The 16,572-nt window shown below is 39.9% G+C and carries 15 protein-coding genes and 1 other RNA gene; 11 read left to right on the top strand and 5 right to left on the bottom strand.

The features are described 5' to 3' along the window. Positions 1 to 8: 8 nt before the first annotated feature. The 9 genes from ACQQ5U_RS08640 to ACQQ5U_RS08680 all read left to right on the top strand — a co-directional run bounded on the left by ACQQ5U_RS08640 (position 9) and on the right by ACQQ5U_RS08680 (position 10,323). Positions 9 to 488: a Dps family protein gene (locus tag ACQQ5U_RS08640; RefSeq protein WP_437396772.1), complete on the top strand. Its 480-nt coding sequence runs from the start codon at positions 9 to 11 to the stop codon at positions 486 to 488. A 5-nt stretch (positions 489 to 493) separates the two neighbouring features. Beyond that, positions 494 to 934, top strand: a complete 441-nt coding sequence (locus ACQQ5U_RS08645; RefSeq protein ID WP_437396774.1) for a DinB family protein — start codon at positions 494 to 496, stop codon at positions 932 to 934. A 99-nt stretch (positions 935 to 1,033) separates the two neighbouring features. Then, the gene (locus ACQQ5U_RS08650; protein ID WP_437396775.1) at positions 1,034 to 2,737 is read left to right on the top strand and encodes an OstA-like protein; all 1,704 of its coding nucleotides are present in this window, start codon (positions 1,034 to 1,036) and stop codon (positions 2,735 to 2,737) included. After that, a complete protein-coding gene (locus ACQQ5U_RS08655) occupies positions 2,737 to 3,933 on the top strand; it encodes an aspartate aminotransferase family protein (RefSeq protein ID WP_437396776.1) in 1,197 nt (398 codons plus the stop codon). Before ACQQ5U_RS08650 ends, ACQQ5U_RS08655 begins: the two co-directional genes overlap by 1 nt. 86 nt (positions 3,934 to 4,019) lie before the next feature. Beyond that, a complete protein-coding gene (locus ACQQ5U_RS08660; RefSeq protein ID WP_437396778.1) occupies positions 4,020 to 5,420 on the top strand; it encodes a tetratricopeptide repeat protein in 1,401 nt (466 codons plus the stop codon). 21 nt (positions 5,421 to 5,441) lie between these two features. After that, positions 5,442 to 6,359, top strand: coding sequence for a DUF368 domain-containing protein (locus ACQQ5U_RS08665; RefSeq protein WP_437396780.1), 918 nt, complete (start codon positions 5,442 to 5,444; stop codon positions 6,357 to 6,359). Positions 6,360 to 6,378: 19 nt separating this feature from the next. Further along, positions 6,379 to 7,419 (top strand): DUF368 domain-containing protein, encoded by a 1,041-nt coding sequence (locus tag ACQQ5U_RS08670; protein WP_437396782.1) that lies wholly within the window; start codon positions 6,379 to 6,381, stop codon positions 7,417 to 7,419. Further along, positions 7,394 to 8,125 carry a shikimate dehydrogenase family protein gene (locus ACQQ5U_RS08675; RefSeq protein WP_437396783.1) on the top strand — a complete coding sequence of 244 codons (732 nt, stop codon included), beginning with the start codon at positions 7,394 to 7,396 and terminating at the stop codon, positions 8,123 to 8,125. The genes ACQQ5U_RS08670 and ACQQ5U_RS08675 overlap by 26 nt, the downstream gene beginning before the upstream one ends. Positions 8,126 to 8,268: 143 nt before the next feature. After that, complete coding sequence (locus ACQQ5U_RS08680) at positions 8,269 to 10,323, top strand: DUF349 domain-containing protein (protein WP_437396785.1); 2,055 nt, start codon at positions 8,269 to 8,271, stop codon at positions 10,321 to 10,323. Between the two features lie 46 nt (positions 10,324 to 10,369). Here the strand turns inward: ACQQ5U_RS08680 and ACQQ5U_RS08685 are convergent, their stop codons facing one another. After that, entirely contained in the window at positions 10,370 to 10,792 is a 423-nt protein-coding gene (locus ACQQ5U_RS08685) for a CBS domain-containing protein (protein ID WP_119608491.1), read from the bottom strand. Between the two features lie 240 nt (positions 10,793 to 11,032). On the opposite strand from ACQQ5U_RS08685, the gene ACQQ5U_RS08690 reads away from it, so the two are divergent. Next, on the top strand, positions 11,033 to 12,280 hold the full coding sequence (locus tag ACQQ5U_RS08690; RefSeq protein WP_437396787.1) for a DUF7477 domain-containing protein: 1,248 nt from the start codon (positions 11,033 to 11,035) through the stop codon (positions 12,278 to 12,280). A 15-nt stretch (positions 12,281 to 12,295) separates the two neighbouring features. Here the strand turns inward: ACQQ5U_RS08690 and rny are convergent, their stop codons facing one another. The 4 genes from rny to ACQQ5U_RS08710 form a co-directional block, all read right to left on the bottom strand. Next, the gene (gene rny, locus ACQQ5U_RS08695) at positions 12,296 to 13,867 is read right to left on the bottom strand and encodes a ribonuclease Y (RefSeq protein WP_437396789.1); all 1,572 of its coding nucleotides are present in this window, start codon (positions 13,865 to 13,867) and stop codon (positions 12,296 to 12,298) included. A 52-nt stretch (positions 13,868 to 13,919) separates the two neighbouring features. Continuing rightward, positions 13,920 to 14,029: non-coding RNA, 6S RNA (ssrS, locus tag ACQQ5U_RS08700), on the bottom strand. Positions 14,030 to 14,083: 54 nt separating this feature from the next. Then, positions 14,084 to 14,377: a cell division protein ZapA gene (locus ACQQ5U_RS08705; protein WP_014031631.1), complete on the bottom strand. Its 294-nt coding sequence runs from the start codon at positions 14,375 to 14,377 to the stop codon at positions 14,084 to 14,086. A 14-nt stretch (positions 14,378 to 14,391) separates the two neighbouring features. After that, positions 14,392 to 14,682, bottom strand: coding sequence for a hypothetical protein (locus ACQQ5U_RS08710; RefSeq protein ID WP_437396790.1), 291 nt, complete (start codon positions 14,680 to 14,682; stop codon positions 14,392 to 14,394). Positions 14,683 to 14,850: 168 nt separating this feature from the next. Between ACQQ5U_RS08710 and ACQQ5U_RS08715 the strand changes: the two genes are divergently transcribed. Beyond that, positions 14,851 to 16,542 carry a M23 family metallopeptidase gene (locus ACQQ5U_RS08715; RefSeq protein ID WP_437396791.1) on the top strand — a complete coding sequence of 564 codons (1,692 nt, stop codon included), beginning with the start codon at positions 14,851 to 14,853 and terminating at the stop codon, positions 16,540 to 16,542. Positions 16,543 to 16,572: the final 30 nt, after the last annotated feature.

Consider the following 16,572-nt stretch of genomic DNA (forward strand, 5'->3'; position numbering starts at 1 on the left):
AAGAAGACATGACAAATAAACTCAATCAAATTGGGCTTGATAAACAAGCATCTAGCGACCTATCCGATAAACTAAACCGACTTTTGGCCAACTATCAAATATTTTACATGAATGCCCGCGGATTTCACTGGAACATCAAAGGTGAAAAGTTTTTTGAGTTGCATATAAAATTTGAAGAACTCTACAACGATTCACTGATAAAAATCGATGAGATTGCCGAAAGAATTTTAACCTTGGGCTTTACTCCACTTCATACGTATGAGGATTACTCAGAGCTATCAAAAATAAAGGTTGCAAAAAATGTGTCGGGTGGCACGGAAGCGGTTCAGGCAATCCTAAATGGATATGAAGTACTGTTGCCTTTGGAGAGAGAGCTTTTAGAAATGGCCGGGGATTCCAACGATGAGGGCACCAACGCCCTGATGAGCGATTACATTCGTGAACAGGAAAAATTGATTTGGATGTACTCAGCATTTTTAAACAAATAAACTGCATGACGAAGGGTATCCTTTATGATTTACTTGCACAAAACAGAAAAACATGTGATTTCACTTTCAACGAGATCACTCAGGAAAACAGCACCCTGAAATTAAATGAGGATACCGCATCAGTCGGATTTATCTATCGTCATATTGGGGAGCTTATGCACCTACTTGCTCAATTTTTTGGCATTCCTGCCGAAGTCAAAAACACCACTATGGGAAAAATTGACAATGGTAAGGTGTACAACAAGGAAGAAAGCCAAAAACTAGTGGAAGACGGTTACAAAAAACTGAGTGATCTTGTTGAAAATCTTTCAGAAAAAGAATGGATAGAAACGATTGACACTCCATTTTTTGGGCCCATCTCAAGAACTAAGCTTTTCGCACACATTCTTTATCACAATACCTATCATTGCGGGCAAATTACGCTTACCCTAAAACGCGGAAGGTAAAATCCAAGTAAACCCGCAACCAATTGGCAGAGAATTCCCAAAGCTTTCTAAACGGTATATGCCACTTCCGTTAAAAATCCTACTTTTGGGCAAAATTCCATGAACTTGAAAAGTATTTCATTTTTCATTCTATTTCTCGTTGCTTTTAGCGGCTTTGCCCAAGAGCAACAGCCCGAAGGCGGTAGGCAAATAAACATTGTCTACGGGGCCAACTTTACCAAGGATGAGGCCCAATTCCCTGGCGCCTCTATTTTTAGCAAGGACGATGAGCGACAAGTACAGTTTGAGCACCAAGGCGCAGACCTTTGGTGCGATATTGCTATTTTTTATGCCGAAGAGAATCGTTTAAAGGCCATCGGGAACATCCGTTTGCAACAAGGGGACTCCATTGAGATGAATAGTGGCAAAATGAATTATGACGGAAACACTAAACTGGCCAAGGCTTGGGAGAATGTGGATTTGACCAATGGTCAAATGACCTTGACCACCGACACCCTTTATTTTGACAGAGAAAAGCAACAGGCCTACTATAATTCAGGAGGTAAAGTGGTAGATTCTGCCAACGTGCTTACCAGTAAAGTAGGGACGTATTTTATGACCCCGAAAAAGTATCAGTTCCAGCGTAATGTGCACATAGATAATCCCGATTATATTATAGATTCGGAACAGTTGGATTATTATACCACTTCCAAAAATGTCTATATGTATGGACCTTCCACCATTACCGGGGAAGAGTACAAGATTTATTGTGAGCGTGGTTTTTATGATACAACGATAGAACAAGGCTACGGCATCAAGAATACCCGAATAGATTACGACAACAAAATTATTGAAGGGGACAGCCTCTATTTTGACAAGGTCACGGAGTTTGCTTCAGCAACCAACAATATTCAGATTACAGACACCATCAACAATGGGGTGATCAGAGCCCACTATGCTGAAGTGCACAAGGCCAAAGATTCCGTTTTTGCCACAAAAAGGGCGGTTTCCATCAGCCTGGTGCAAAAAGATTCCCTCTACATGCACGGGGACACCTTAATGGTTACAGGAAAAGAGGAAGAACGCATCTTAAGAGCTTTCAGAAATGCTAAATTTTACAAAACCGACTTAAGCGGTAAATGCGATTCCATTCATTTTGATGAAAAAACCGGAATCACCCAATTGATCAAGGACCCTGTTCTTTGGAACGTAGACAACCAAATCACCGGGGATAGCATCCATTTAATATCTGACTTGGAAACCGATAAGCTGGATTCCCTAAAAGTGATAGAAAATGCCTTCATTATTTCCTTGGACACCATTAGTGGAACCGGATACAATCAAGCCAAAGGAATAAACCTTTTTGGAAAGTTTATAGAAAATGAGCTCAAAATTATCGACCTGGTTCAGAACACGGAGTTGATTTACTATATCTATAACGATGACCAAGAATTAATTGGCGTAAATAAAAGTAAATCGAGCAAGATCAGACTTGAGATGGCCAACAATGATATTGAGGACATTACTTTTTACGTTGAACCTGATGGAGATATTTTTCCAGAAGATCAATGGGAGCAACAATCAAAAAAATTTAAAGGTTTTGTATGGCGAGGGGATGAGCGGATAATGTCCAAAGAAGAAATATTTGATGAAGACGATAATAATATTGAACTGGTAAAAATTAGGGGGATAGATAACCCCATTGATGTTGATGCAGAGGAAAATGAAAGACAGAAGAACCAGAACGACCCTATAAATAACGCAAATACAAAAGCGGTAAAACCCAAAAAGCCTGTTCTTAAAAAGAAAGCGCAGACCCCATAATGTCCAAAAACGACTTTTTCACATACCAAGCACAAACTTCCCCGCACCCATTGGCCTTGGAAGTTTCACATGCCAAAGGGAACTACATTTACGATATAGATGGGAATGCCCATTTGGATTTTGTGGCAGGAGTTTCCGCGTGCAGTTTGGGACATTGTCACCCGAAAGTGGTGAGCGCTATTAAAAATCAAGTGGATAGCTACATGCACGTAATGGTATACGGCGAATATGTGCAAAAACCAGCGGTAGAATTCTCAAAATTATTGGCCTCCCTCCTTCCCGAAAACCTGAACACCACCTATTTGGTCAATTCAGGAACGGAAGCCATGGAAGGTGCCATTAAATTGGCCCGGAGACACACAGGTCGATCGCAAATAATAGCTGCAAAAAATGCCTACCATGGGAATACTATGGGTAGTTTGAGCCTTATGGGATTGGAAGAACGCAAAAGTGTTTTCCGTCCATTGATACCGGATATACGTTTCATAAATTTTAATGCTGGTGAAGAACTGGAAAAAATCACTGAGCATACTGCCTGTGTGGTTTTGGAAACCATTCAAGGTGGTGCTGGATTTATTGTACCAGAAAACGGTTACTTGGAAAAAGTCAGAAAGCGTTGCGATGAAGTTGGTGCCCTGTTGATATTGGACGAAATACAGCCTGGTTTTGGCAGAACAGGCAAATTATTCGCTTTTGAGCACTTTAACTGCCCACCCGACATCTTGGTGATTGGAAAAGGAATGGCCGCAGGCCTGCCCGTAGGTGCTTTTGTAGCATCGCATGAGCTTATGGGAGATTTAAAAGACAACCCAAAGTTCGGCCACATTACTACTTTTGGCGGAAATCCTGTAATCGCAGCAGCAAGTTTGGCCACGTTAAAAGAGATTACCGAAACAGACCTTATTCCACAAACGCTTGAAAAAGAAAAATTGTTTCGAAAATTGTTGCAGCATCCCTTAATTAAAGAAATAAGGGGCAAAGGATTAATGCTTGCCCCCATTATGGAAAACAAGAAAATAGCCGATTATTTGGTTCTTGAAGCCGCTAAAAAAGGATTGATACTTTTTTGGCTTTTATTTGAGTCCAAAGCCGTGAGAATATCACCTCCATTAACTATTTCGATGAAAGAAATTGAGGCGGGTTGCGACCAAATTATCAGCATTTTAAATAGCTACCAACCCGATACTGTTAACTAATTTGTTGATAACATACCCGAAATTTGGACTTAAACAGAACCACAAAGGGTTAATTTTAAGTCCATAGTTCAACCAAAAACGTTCCTATGGCGTTAGAATCTAACGAATATCCTGACAAATCCATTAGCAAGTTTGAGTCCATGCTCAAGACGGATGACGTCTATTTCTTTGATGCGGAGGACTTTGAGGAAATCATTCACTACTACCTGAACAACGGTAAAATCTCCTTGGGAAAAAAAGCTATTCAGATTGGCTTGGAACAACACCCTAATTCCATGGAATTGAAACTGTTGCAAGTAGAGGTATTGGCTTTTGAAGATAAATTTGATGCAGCGGAAACACTGCTGGATGAAATTCAGACCATAAACTCGGGCAATGAGGAAGTGTATATCCAAAGAGCCAATATCCGCTCCAAACAGGACAAGCACCAAGAAGCAGTGAACCTCCTTTTAGAGGCATTGGACATTACCGACCACTCGTTCGACATTCATTCCCTTTTAGGAATGGAATACCTTTTTATGGACAACTACGAGCAGGCCAAACTAAGTTTTATGCGATGTGTTGAGATTGATGATAGAGATTACGCATCACTATACAATGTAGTGTATTGCTTTGAGTTTTTGGAAGATTTTGAAGGCAGCATACATTACTTGAACGATTATTTGGAGAGAAATCCCTATTGTGAAGTGGCTTGGCATCAATTGGGAAAAATGTATTTGGCCAAAAAATTATACATCGAAGCGTTGACCGCTTTTGATTTCGCCGTTATTTCCGATGATTCCTTTATCGGTGCTTATTTTGAAAAAGCCAAGGTCTTGGAGAAATTAGGCAGGTACAATGAGGCCATCGAAAATTACGAGTCCACCATCTCCATGGAAGACCCAACCTCCTATGCTTTTCTTCGACTTGGAAAATGCCATGAAAAATTAGGCAACTATGACTTGGCCAAATATTACTACTATCATACTGTTCACGAAGACCCCTTATTGGATAAAGGCTGGTTGGCCATTACCAATTTCCATTTGGGACAAAAAAACTACGAAAAAGCTTTATACTACATCAATAAAGCCATAAATATTGATGGCGAAAACCCAAAATACTGGAAAAAGGCCGGTAAAATCTATTCCTTGATGGATAATTTAGATGAAGCTGATTTTGCTTATAAGCAAACCGTTGACCTTGGGAATTATGAGTTGGAAACTTGGAGAAACTGGGCAGAAGTCCTCAATAAAATAGGAGATTACAATTCTGCCATACAAGTATTGATCCAAGGATTGGAGTTTTATCCGGATAATTCGGATCTCACCTATACGTTGGCAGGCATTCATTTAAAAAATGAAGACTTGGATGAAGCAAAAACCATCTTATCCAAGGCTATGAAGCTGGATATTGGTAAATTGCCGCAGTTTGAAAAAGAATTCCCAGAATTCATTGAAGTTGATTGGGTAAAAGCGCTGGTTTCAAAAATTAGGAAAACAGCCAAGTAACCACACATTATTCCCGAATCCATGCAAGCACGTCGTATACTGGACTATGTTTTTATCACCCTGAAAGGAATGGCCATGGGTGCCGCAGATGTTGTTCCAGGAGTATCAGGAGGAACCATTGCCTTTATCTCTGGTATTTATGAAGAACTCATAACCTCCATCAACAATATAGATTTTTCACTTATTTCAATTTTGCGGAAAGACGGCATCAAAGCCGTATGGCACAAAGTAAACGGAAACTTTCTGTTGGCCCTTTTCCTGGGAATATTTATTAGTGTACTCTCGCTGGCAAAGTTCCTGAGCTGGCTTCTGGAAAATGAACCTATTTTGCTCTGGTCCTTTTTCTTTGGACTGGTTGTGGCTTCCATCTTTTTTGTAGGAAAAGAAATTTCCAAATGGACAATGGGGACAGTAATGGTATTGATTTTAGGAGCAGCCTTGGCCTTCTTCATAACGGAACTCCCAGTTAGCGATAACGCCGATAGTCTGCCCTATTTGTTTTTGTCCGGCGCCTTGGCCATATGTGCCATGATCCTACCTGGAATCTCTGGGGCTTTTATTCTCGTATTGCTAGGATCTTATAAAACAATTTTGGACGCGGTTCACGAAAGAGACATCAAAATTATTATAACAGTGGGAATAGGAGCCGTTTTTGGCCTTTTAAGTTTTGCCCGATTGCTCAAATGGATGTTCAGTCACTACAAAAACATTACCCTAGCGCTATTGACCGGTTTTATTTTAGGCTCTTTAAATAAAATTTGGCCTTGGAAAGAAGTATTGGAAACCAAAACTTTTGGAGATAAAACTATTGTAGTGGATGATATGAATGTGCTTCCCGGGGCATTTGAGGGCGATAGCAAATTAATGCTTGCCATTATCCTAGCCATCATAGGTTTTTCACTTATTTTTATCCTGGAAAGAGTAGCCTCCAAAAAATAGGATAAAACCATTTGGTCACATGCCACAGCAACCTAGAACATTTCTGGATAATTTCTTCTTGGTCATAAAAGGCCTATGCATGGGAGCTGCCAACAAAGTTCCTGGAGTTTCTGGTGGCATTGTTGCTTTCGTGGCCGGTTTTTATGAGGAATTCATCTATTCCCTTCAAAAACTGAATTCCAAAGCCGTGAAATTGTTCTTTAATGGAAGATTTAAAAGCTTTTTTAAGTATACCAACGCTAAATTTTTAGGTCTCTTGATTTTTGGAATGCTGGTGAGCTATTTTAGCGTATCCAGAATATTGGATTATTTCTTGGCGCACAACGAACTTTTTGTCTGGGCCACTTTCTTCGGAATGGTCATTGGATCTATTTATCATATAGGTAAAGATTTTGCTCCTTGGAACAAAAGCACTGTTCCAGCAGGGATTATTGGACTGATTATCGGTGTTTCCATTAGCTTTTTAAGTCCTGCACGTGAAAACGACAACCTACTTTTTATCTTTTTCTGTGGCATCATTAGCGTTTCTGGAATGACACTCCCTGGCCTCTCCGGTTCCTTTATATTGATTTTATTAGGGAATTATGTATTGCTTCTTGTGGATTCGGTCAATGCGCTCTATGACACTTTCTCAGAAATTTTCTTGGGAGATTTTAGCTTTTGGAAGAATGAAGAACGAATGGAAATACTTAAAATTCTAGGAGTGTTTACTTTAGGTTCCATTACCGGATTGGTCACATTTTCGCATTTGCTCAGTTATTTGCTTAAACATTTTAAAGCCATTACCACAGCAGTTCTTTTAGGGTTTATCACAGGATCTTTGGGTGTACTTTGGCCTTGGAAAAGAACCGTTTTTAAGCTAGACGAAGTAGGAAACCCATTATTGGACTCTAACGGGGACAGAATTATCCTTAACTACACACGTCATTTTCCGAATATGGCAGAGGCAGAAACATGGTGGGCCATACTTTTTATTTTAATCGGGATTTTGGTATTATTGATTTTGGATTGGTATGGGAACAACAGACAAAAAAATGAACAAGTTCGGGCTTCTCGGTAAAAACATTTCATATTCCTTTTCGCAGGGATATTTCACCCAAAAATTCAAGGATTTAGGGCTTAATGACCATAGCTACGAGAATTTTGATATTCAAAATATAGGAGAACTGAAAAATGTTCTTGCCCAAAACAACCTCAAAGGGCTGAACGTAACCATACCCTATAAGCAAGATGTTATCCCTTATTTGAATGAATTGGACGCAAAAGCCGAAAAAATTGGTGCTGTAAATACCATTCAGTTTACAAAAAATGGCCTGAAAGGCTTCAATACCGATGCCTATGGGTTTCAAAAATCATTGGAACCTTTCCTTAAGCCGCATCATAAAAATGCATTGATTTTGGGCACCGGAGGAGCATCCAAAGCTGTTCGCTTTGTTTTGGATGAATTGGGAATTCCCAACACCTACGTTTCTCGCAGCAAAAAAGAAGGTCAGTACACCTATGGCGAACTGGATAAAGACATTATAGAAAAAAACACGCTGATCATTAACTGTACCCCTTTGGGAACATACCCCAAGGTTGAGGACAAACCTCAGATTCCATATCAGCATATTGGCACCAACCATTTATTGTACGACTTAATCTACAATCCCGAAAAAACTACCTTTTTAACCCTAGGTGAAGCCAATGGGGCAGCCATATGTAACGGATTGAAAATGCTGGAGCAACAAGCCGAAAAAGCTTGGGAAATCTGGAACCAACCCTAAAATAGGGCAATCAATATAAGGATTGAGCCAATCCGTACATCTCCAAACTTCTTCAAAAGAAGAATCAATACTTTTGCTATTAGACAATTAAGTTGTTAAATTGGCTATAATTTTCATCAATCAAATAGGTAAACAAGCTACTAATGCAGGAAAACGATGGTAAACTTCAGCAAGCTGAAGGTGGTATAGAAGAAACGTCAGAAAACACAAAAGGACAATTGGAAGAAAGCACTCAAGCTGAACCAAAAGTGTCCCAAGAGGTTACGTCTGAGAATGAAGAAGAGAAAAAGATTGAAAAGGAAACTGTTTCCGAAGCCAAGAGCGATGAAAAGAGTACCGAAAAGAACGATTCCGACGAACACATAGAAGAAATTGACGAATCCAATGCAGAGGATGCAGAGGATGTGGAAAACGAAAAGCGCCATACCATCCCCATGTTGGACTACCACTCCATGTCCATGGAAAATCTTGTCGGAGAATTACAGCGCCTCGTCAAAAATGAAAAGGTACAGGCCATTAACAAGCATGTTAGTGCCATAAAATACGAGTTCGACCAAAAGTTCCAAGAATTCCTAGATGAAAAAAAGGAAGAATTTGTATCCAAAGGGGGCAATGAAATCGATTTCAGGTATAATTCCGTAGCCAAGAGGCAGTTTAACGAAGTATATTCAGATTTTCGTGAAAAACGTGATCAGTACTATAAGCAATTAGACCAATCTTTAAAAGCCAATCTTCAAAAACGATTGGATATTATTGAAGAACTCAAAGGGCTTATAGATATTGAGGAGGACATCAATACGACCTATCATAATTTTAAAGATCTGCAAAACCGGTGGAAGAATGCAGGTCCTATTCCCCGCGCCAATTACAACGATGTTTGGCGCAACTATCATCACCACATGGAAATCTTTTATGATTTTCTGCACTTGAATCGTGAGTTGCGCGACCTGGATTTTAAACACAATCTGGAAGAAAAACAGAAGTTGGTGGAACGTGCCGAGGCTTTGGCCGATGAGCCAGACTTGGGCAAAGCGTTCAGGGAACTGCAAACGCTTCACAAAATCTGGAAAGAGGACATTGGCCCCGTAGCCAAGGAACATCGTGAAGAAATCTGGGAAAAATTCAGTACGGCCACCAAGGCGATGCACCAACGTAGACAAGAACATTTCCAAGAATTGGAAAAGGTTTACGAGAAAAATTTGGAAAAAAAGCAAGAGCTTATTGCCTCCATAGCCAAAATTGCCGAAAACGTCTCGGATAACCACAGAGGAATCCAGCAACAAATAAAAGAGGTTGAAGCACTGAGAGAATCATTCTTTAAGGCTGGTCGGGTGCCACAAAAGGTAAATGAAGATACTTGGAGTCAATTCAAAGAAACCGTTCGCAAGTTTAACAGAACCAAGAATGCCTTCTATAAAAATCAGAAAAAAGAGCAGCAACAGAACCTTGAAAAAAAGAAAGAGCTTTTGGAACTGGCTATTTCTTTGAAAGATAGCGAAGACTGGGATGAGGTTACCCCTCAAATGAAAGGCATACAAAGGGACTGGAAAAAAATTGGCCATGTTCCAAGGAAGTATTCCGATAAAATCTGGAAAGAATTTAAAGATGCCTGTAACCATTATTTTGACCGCTTGCATTCTGAAAAGAACGAGGCGCACAAAGAAGAGTTCGAGAACTTTAAAAAGAAGAGCGAGTGTCTGGACCGTCTAAAAAATTTCCAATTAAGCGGTGATAAGAAAAAAGACCTCGAAGACCTAAAGTCATTTTTGGCCGAATGGAAGCAATACGGGCGTATTCCGTACAACAAAAAGCATATCAATAGCAAGTTCAATAAAATTGTGGATGCCCTCTTCAAAAAATTGGGGATTGCCAAGCAACAATCCGAACTGTTCAAATACGGAAACAAAGTACAGGAGCTTGCAAAAACAGAGGATAATTACGCCATTGGCAATGAACGTGTTTTTGTAAAGCGTAAAATTGATGAGGTAAAAGCCGATATTCGCCAATTGGAGAACAACCTGCAGTTTTTCTCCGGTAATTCTGAGGACAACCCTTTGGTAAAGGAAGTTATCAATAAATTGGACAAGCAAAAAGAAGCACTTCAAACCTGGAAGGAAAAGATGAAGAAGCTCAATATACTAGAGCACAAACTCAACAAGGAAATCGAAGAAGAAGAAAACAGCAATGAGGAGGAATAGACTTTACCTTATTTTTCTCCTTTTTTCCCTACTCATACCTAGAGAATTAGAGTATACTTTTTAAAAAGTACCTAATTAAATCCGTTGTGGTTACAATACCTTTTAGCTTCCCATTATCCACTACAGGTAATGCATGAAATTCTCGTTTCGATAAAATTTCGGCAACATCTTTTATTGTAGTATCAGAGGTTACACTCACCACATCGTGCACCATTACCTGAGGTATGGTAAACATGTTGTATACAATGGTATCCACAACTTCCTCATGTTCATCAATGGCATCTGCAAAACTGATGCGCATTAAATCCGTATGGCTCAGCATACCTTTAATATTGTTGCCCTCAACCACAGGGATATGTCTTATGTGATGTTTTTTAAAAAGTCGTTCTGCAGTCACCAAATCATCTTTGGTGCTCAGCGTGACCAAGTTTTTGGTCATTATTTTCGAAACAGGTACACCAATTTTCATCGTTCAGTAATTTAAAATTCGTTGAATGAAGTTAGCCTGATTCCGACTGGCAAAGTATGATAATTGTCAGTTCATCATCTTAACAAACCAATGAAACAAGCTTGTAAAATGAACAGTAGATACGAATAAAATATACTTTCATTAGCTTTTTTGAGCACTACATCTCTTTTTTTTGCAATATTCTTAAGTAAATAGCCATTTTTAATCTTCAAAGAGGAATTAAAAATACCATCCAACAAAATGAAAACTTTTTTAGCACTGTCCCTTACATTACTAACATCAACCTTAGGGTTCTCACAAACGTATTACGAAACCAGCTGGATCAGTGGTGAAATCAAATACACTGCATTGGTAATTTTTTATGAAGATAGTGAAGCCTTGGTAAGAGTAAAGTATTATGCTAACGGATCGGACAATTTGGCAAACTTTAGTTGTTCTTATAAAAACTTTACGAAATCTGATGGCACTACCGACAGATTCTTGGATGGAACCAATGCATTCATTGTAAGAGGAGCATCAGAATCGAGCTACTCGGCAGACAATTTTTATCTTAAAGAAATTGGTAACGGCAATTACCAGGCTTATACGGTAGATGACAATGGATTTAGTGGTGGGGACATAACCCAATATATGAAACCTATGTTGTATTGGGTGAAATTGAATCCTGATATACTGACAAAAGGATATATGGATGATTATTTTGAAGAGGAAGAAACTATATTCCAATTACTGGTATTTTTAAACAAAGGGGAATTATCGTTTCCTGTTAAGGACAATGCGGTAACCGTGTTGGCCAATGGTATTGATCAAAATTCTATATGGGCGGCCGTAATGGATAAAAATAGTACCCTTAACTACTCGGAGCAAAGGATAAAAGAATCCAATAGTTATCCCAGTGATTGGATCAAGAATCAATGGGATCAAGGCTTTTACATCACCACCATGGATTTTGATGACAATAAAAATACTTTTGTTGTACTCATGAGCAAAGGATATGGATTAGGACCACAATCGTGGAAAAAGTCGAGCACCTTTCCCAAGGATTGGATTACCGAAAAATGGAATGATAATTACAATATAACTTCCATGACCAATGGGGGTGGCAATTGGTACGTGGTTATGAACAAAAGTACAGGTTTTGAGACCCAGAGGTGGAAAACGAGTTATGATATTCCCAGAGATTGGATCATTGACAATTGGAACGAAAACTATGCCATCACCTCAGCAACCTATGGGAATGGTTTATGGGCGCTATCTATGAGCAAGGGTTCCAAACTCGGGGCACAAACATGGAAGACCCAGGTTGAATATCCTTTTGAATGGATTCAAGAAAGGGCGGATAAAGGTTACTCCATAACGTCTATGACCTATGGAGACGGTATGTGGCTCGTGGTTATGTCCAAAAATCCTTCAAACACTACCAACAGATCCAGCACAAGTTATCAGGATATCCCTGTTGATTGGATTATGAAAAACGCCCAATACTAACAGCGTATAATTTTTTTACTTGGCAACGTTCACCGAGCGAGTTTCTCGAATTACAGTAACTTTTACCTGACCGGGATAGGTCATATCGGTTTGTATTTTTTGTGAGATTTCGAAAGAAAGCTCGGCTGCTTTGTCATCGCTTACTTTTTCGCTTTCCACGATAACACGTAACTCCCTGCCCGCTTGAATGGCATAGGCTTTCTGCACTCCGTTGAAACCAAAAGCAATATCTTCCAAATCCTTCAAACGTTGAATGTAGGAATCCAGGACTTGTCGTCTTGCTCCTGGGCGAGCACCGCTGATGGCATCACAAACTTGGACTATTGGAGAAATTAATGTGGTCATTTCAACTTCATCGTGGTGAGCCCCAATTGCATTACAGACCTCATCTTTTTCGCCATATTTCTGTGCCCATTGCATACCTAATATAGCGTGGGGTGTCTCCACCTCAACTTCTGCCATTGGAACCTTTCCAATATCGTGGAGCAGTCCGGCTCGCTTGGCAATTTTTGGGTTAAGTCCCAATTCTGCCGCCATTACACCGCAAAGTTTGGCTACTTCCCTAGAGTGCTGTAATAGGTTTTGTCCGTAGGAGGAACGATATTTCATTCGGCCTACCGCCTTGATCAATTCAGGGTGCAATCCATGGATACCCAAATCGATTACGGTACGTTTTCCTATCTCGGCAATTTCTTCGTTGATTTGTTTTTCGGTCTTTTTGACAACCTCTTCAATACGGGCCGGATGAATTCTCCCATCGGTTACCAACCGGTGCAATGATAAACGGGCCACTTCCCTTCTAACCGAATCAAAACATGACAGTATAATAGCTTCCGGAGTATCATCAACAATAATCTCCACTCCCGTGGCAGATTCCAAAGCACGAATGTTTCTACCCTCGCGGCCAATAATTCGTCCTTTTACATCATCGGACTCCAAATTGAACACTGAAACGCAATTTTCCACAGCTTCTTCGGTACCAATACGTTGAATGGTATTCACTACAATTTTACGAGCCTCTTGTTGTGCGGTAAGTTTGGCTTCCTCCAAGGTATTTTGAAGATAGGCCATGGCATCGCTTTTGGCAGTTTCTTTCAAAGATTCCAATAACTGTGCTTTGGCATCTTCGGCCGATAGTCCAGATATGACTTCCAACTGCTGTACTTGGCTTTTATGAAGTTTCTCTACTTCGGATTGCTTTTTCTCAAGTATTTCACTTTTGTAAGCAACGTCTTTTATTTTTTCCTGTAATTGGTCGTTTAGCTTTTTGTTCTTGGCGAGTTCACTACTTACTTGAGATTCCTTATCTCTTGTTCTTTTCTCTGCTTCACCAATTTTTTTGTCTTTATTAATAATGACCTTTTCATGCTCGGCTTTCAACTCCAAAAACCTTTCCTTGGCCTGAAAAATCTTGTCCTTCTTTACGTTCTCCCCTTCCTTCTTGGCCTCTTTTATGATATCGGCCGCATCTTTCTTTGCGTTGGCAATGGTTCTGGATGCCTTGCCCTTCTCCATCATCTTGGCAATTGCGAATCCTATTGCCAGCCCTACAACAGCTGCGACAACAATAACTATGATATTATCCATGTTTGCTTGTGTTTAGTTAAAAAAAAAGCCCACATTGGAAGAAGTTTTGTACAAACTCCTAAATACAAGTTTAGGGCTAACAGACTGATCAAGGATCCCTATACAAGTAGGGCCTGCTTTTACAGCCTAAACTCACCCTTTCTAATTATAATAGTGTTGAGTTTGTCAAAAATTAATTACCAATGTGGGCAGTAACAATATTTTATTTAAAAGAACTTATTCCCCCAATTTGGAATGAACCAATTCATCCAATGCTCTAAGGCGCTGCATGGCGGCCTCCGCGTTTTCTGAACGGTCTATTCCGCCTTGCTCAATCTTGGAAGCAAATTGTAAGGCACACATGGCCAAAACATCCTGCTTATCCCGAACGGCATAGTTTTGCTCAAACTTTTTTGCCAAATTCTCTATGTTCTTGGCTGCTTTTCGCAACCCTTCTTCCTGCTTTGGGTCTATCGTTAAAGGATATACCCTATCGGCAATGGAAAGCTTTATTTTGAGCTTCTCGTCCATAATTTCGGTACCAGTTAATCCGCCAACTTGGCTATGCAAACATCAAGTTCGCGAATCAATGTATTTATTTTGAGCTTAGCTTCTGTTTTGCTTGTATTACTACCCAGCATTGTGCTTGCCATTTTAAGGGAGTTATATTTTTCCTCCCATTCATTTAGAGCATTCTCTTTAAGTTCGTTTTCTTCCTCCAGTAGTTTCAATTCCTGTTTTAACTTGGCATTGAGTTGGTACAACAGCTCCATTTTGTGCAGCAGTTTACTCACCTTGTTCTCTAAAGAATCCACAATCTCAACAAGTTCGCTCATATATGCAAACAACAATACGTATTACACAAAGTTAACCAACCTAGTGCAACCTCGCAATACTTTTGGGATTTATTCTTAAAGCTATGCTTAAAGCCACAAAGGAGCATCTTAAATCTTTTTCTCAAAACAAAACATTGGTTACTTTCGTAAGGAACTATTGATTTTTATATGCGTTGCAACTTTTTTTTAGTCCTTTTTTTGATTGCATTACAGTTACCTGCACAGAAAAAATACCCCCAAGATACATTTCGCCCCCCTTTGGAGATTCCTTTGGTTTTAGCCGGCACATTTGGTGAATTGCGTTCTAACCACTTCCATTCAGGTATGGACATTAAGACCCAACAACGGGAGGGGTTACCTGTTTTCGCCATTGGCGATGGCACCGTGACACGCATCAAAGTCTCACATTGGGGGTATGGAAAAGCTTTGTACATAGCTCACCCAAACGGGTACACATCAGTATATGCGCACCTTAAAAAATTTGGCCCAGAAATAGAAGAGTACGTAAAAAAAGTCCAGTACGAGAAGCAATCCTACGAAGTGGAAATGTTCCCCGATTACGGAGAACTTAAAGTGACTCAAGACAGCACCATTGCTTACTCGGGAAACACAGGTAGTTCCGCGGGTCCCCATCTACATTTTGAAATACGTAACAGTGTAAGCGGAAAGCCCACCAACCCCCTTCTTTACGGGTATGATGTAAGGGATGCAACGGACCCAACCTTATCGGGACTATACGGCTACCCTTTATCCGAAGGTGCTTTAATAAATCAGAGCGCAGAGAAAATTCAACTAAACTACACTAAGCAGAAAGATGGTTCTTTTTTAGCTGACAAGGTGACCGCTGTGGGCACCATCGGATTTGGCATAAACAGCTTTGATCGTTTAGACATGGCCGCCAACAAAAATGGTGTTTATGCCATTAAACAAACTGTAAACGGCAGGGTTTATTCGGAGCTGGATTTTGAGTCCTTTTCCTTTGGGGAAACACGCTACATTAACACCCTTATCGATTACGCCCATTTTTACGACAACAGGCAGCGTATACAAAAATGTTTTAGAGAACCCTACAACCATTTGAGCATATACAAATCGCTCTACAACGATGGAAAAATCAAAGTGGAAGAAGGGATGTCCTACAACGTGGAATTACTTATTTCCGATGTGGCTGGAAACACTACAAAGCTCATTATTCCCATTGAAGGAAAACGTGAGGAAGAGAAAATTAGCAAAATTGATAAAACCACCGAAAACTTTGTGATCGCAGATAAGCCCAATAATTTTGACCTAGGCGCGGCCAAGGTATATTTCCCGGCGAGCACATTCTACGAGGATTTCTTTATCAATTTGGAAAAGGGCAGCGATACCATTACCATACATGACAATAGTGTGGCGGCACACCGAAACTTCACTATTAGTTTTGATCCCTCGAAATATTCAGCAGAGGATAGAAAACAAATGTTTATTGCCCATTTAGATAGTAAATCAAGGCCATCTTATTCCAAAACATATAAAAGAGATGGCTCCTTTACCACTAGAACACGTACATTGGGCACCTATACTTTGGTAAAGGATAGTATTGCTCCGGAAATAAAACCAAAGAACTTTAAAGAAAAACAATGGTTGAGCAACTATAGTTATTTGAGCCTCACCATTTCGGACGACCTTAGTGGCATTGATTCCTATTCAGCCACCCTGAACGGTAAATGGATCCTGATGGAATACGAGCCAAAGACAAATACCATAACCTACGATTTTGGGGATAACATTACCAACGAAACCGAATGTGATTTAAAAGTTACAGTAAAGGACAATGTTGGAAACTCAACAACCTATACTGCTACGTTTTTCAGGAAATAGGCTTATTTTTGCAAACGAAAATTGGGTACT

It is taken from the genome of Flagellimonas lutimaris (assembly GCF_051494225.1).
GTDB classification, from domain to species: Bacteria; Bacteroidota; Bacteroidia; order Flavobacteriales; family Flavobacteriaceae; genus Flagellimonas; species Flagellimonas lutimaris_A.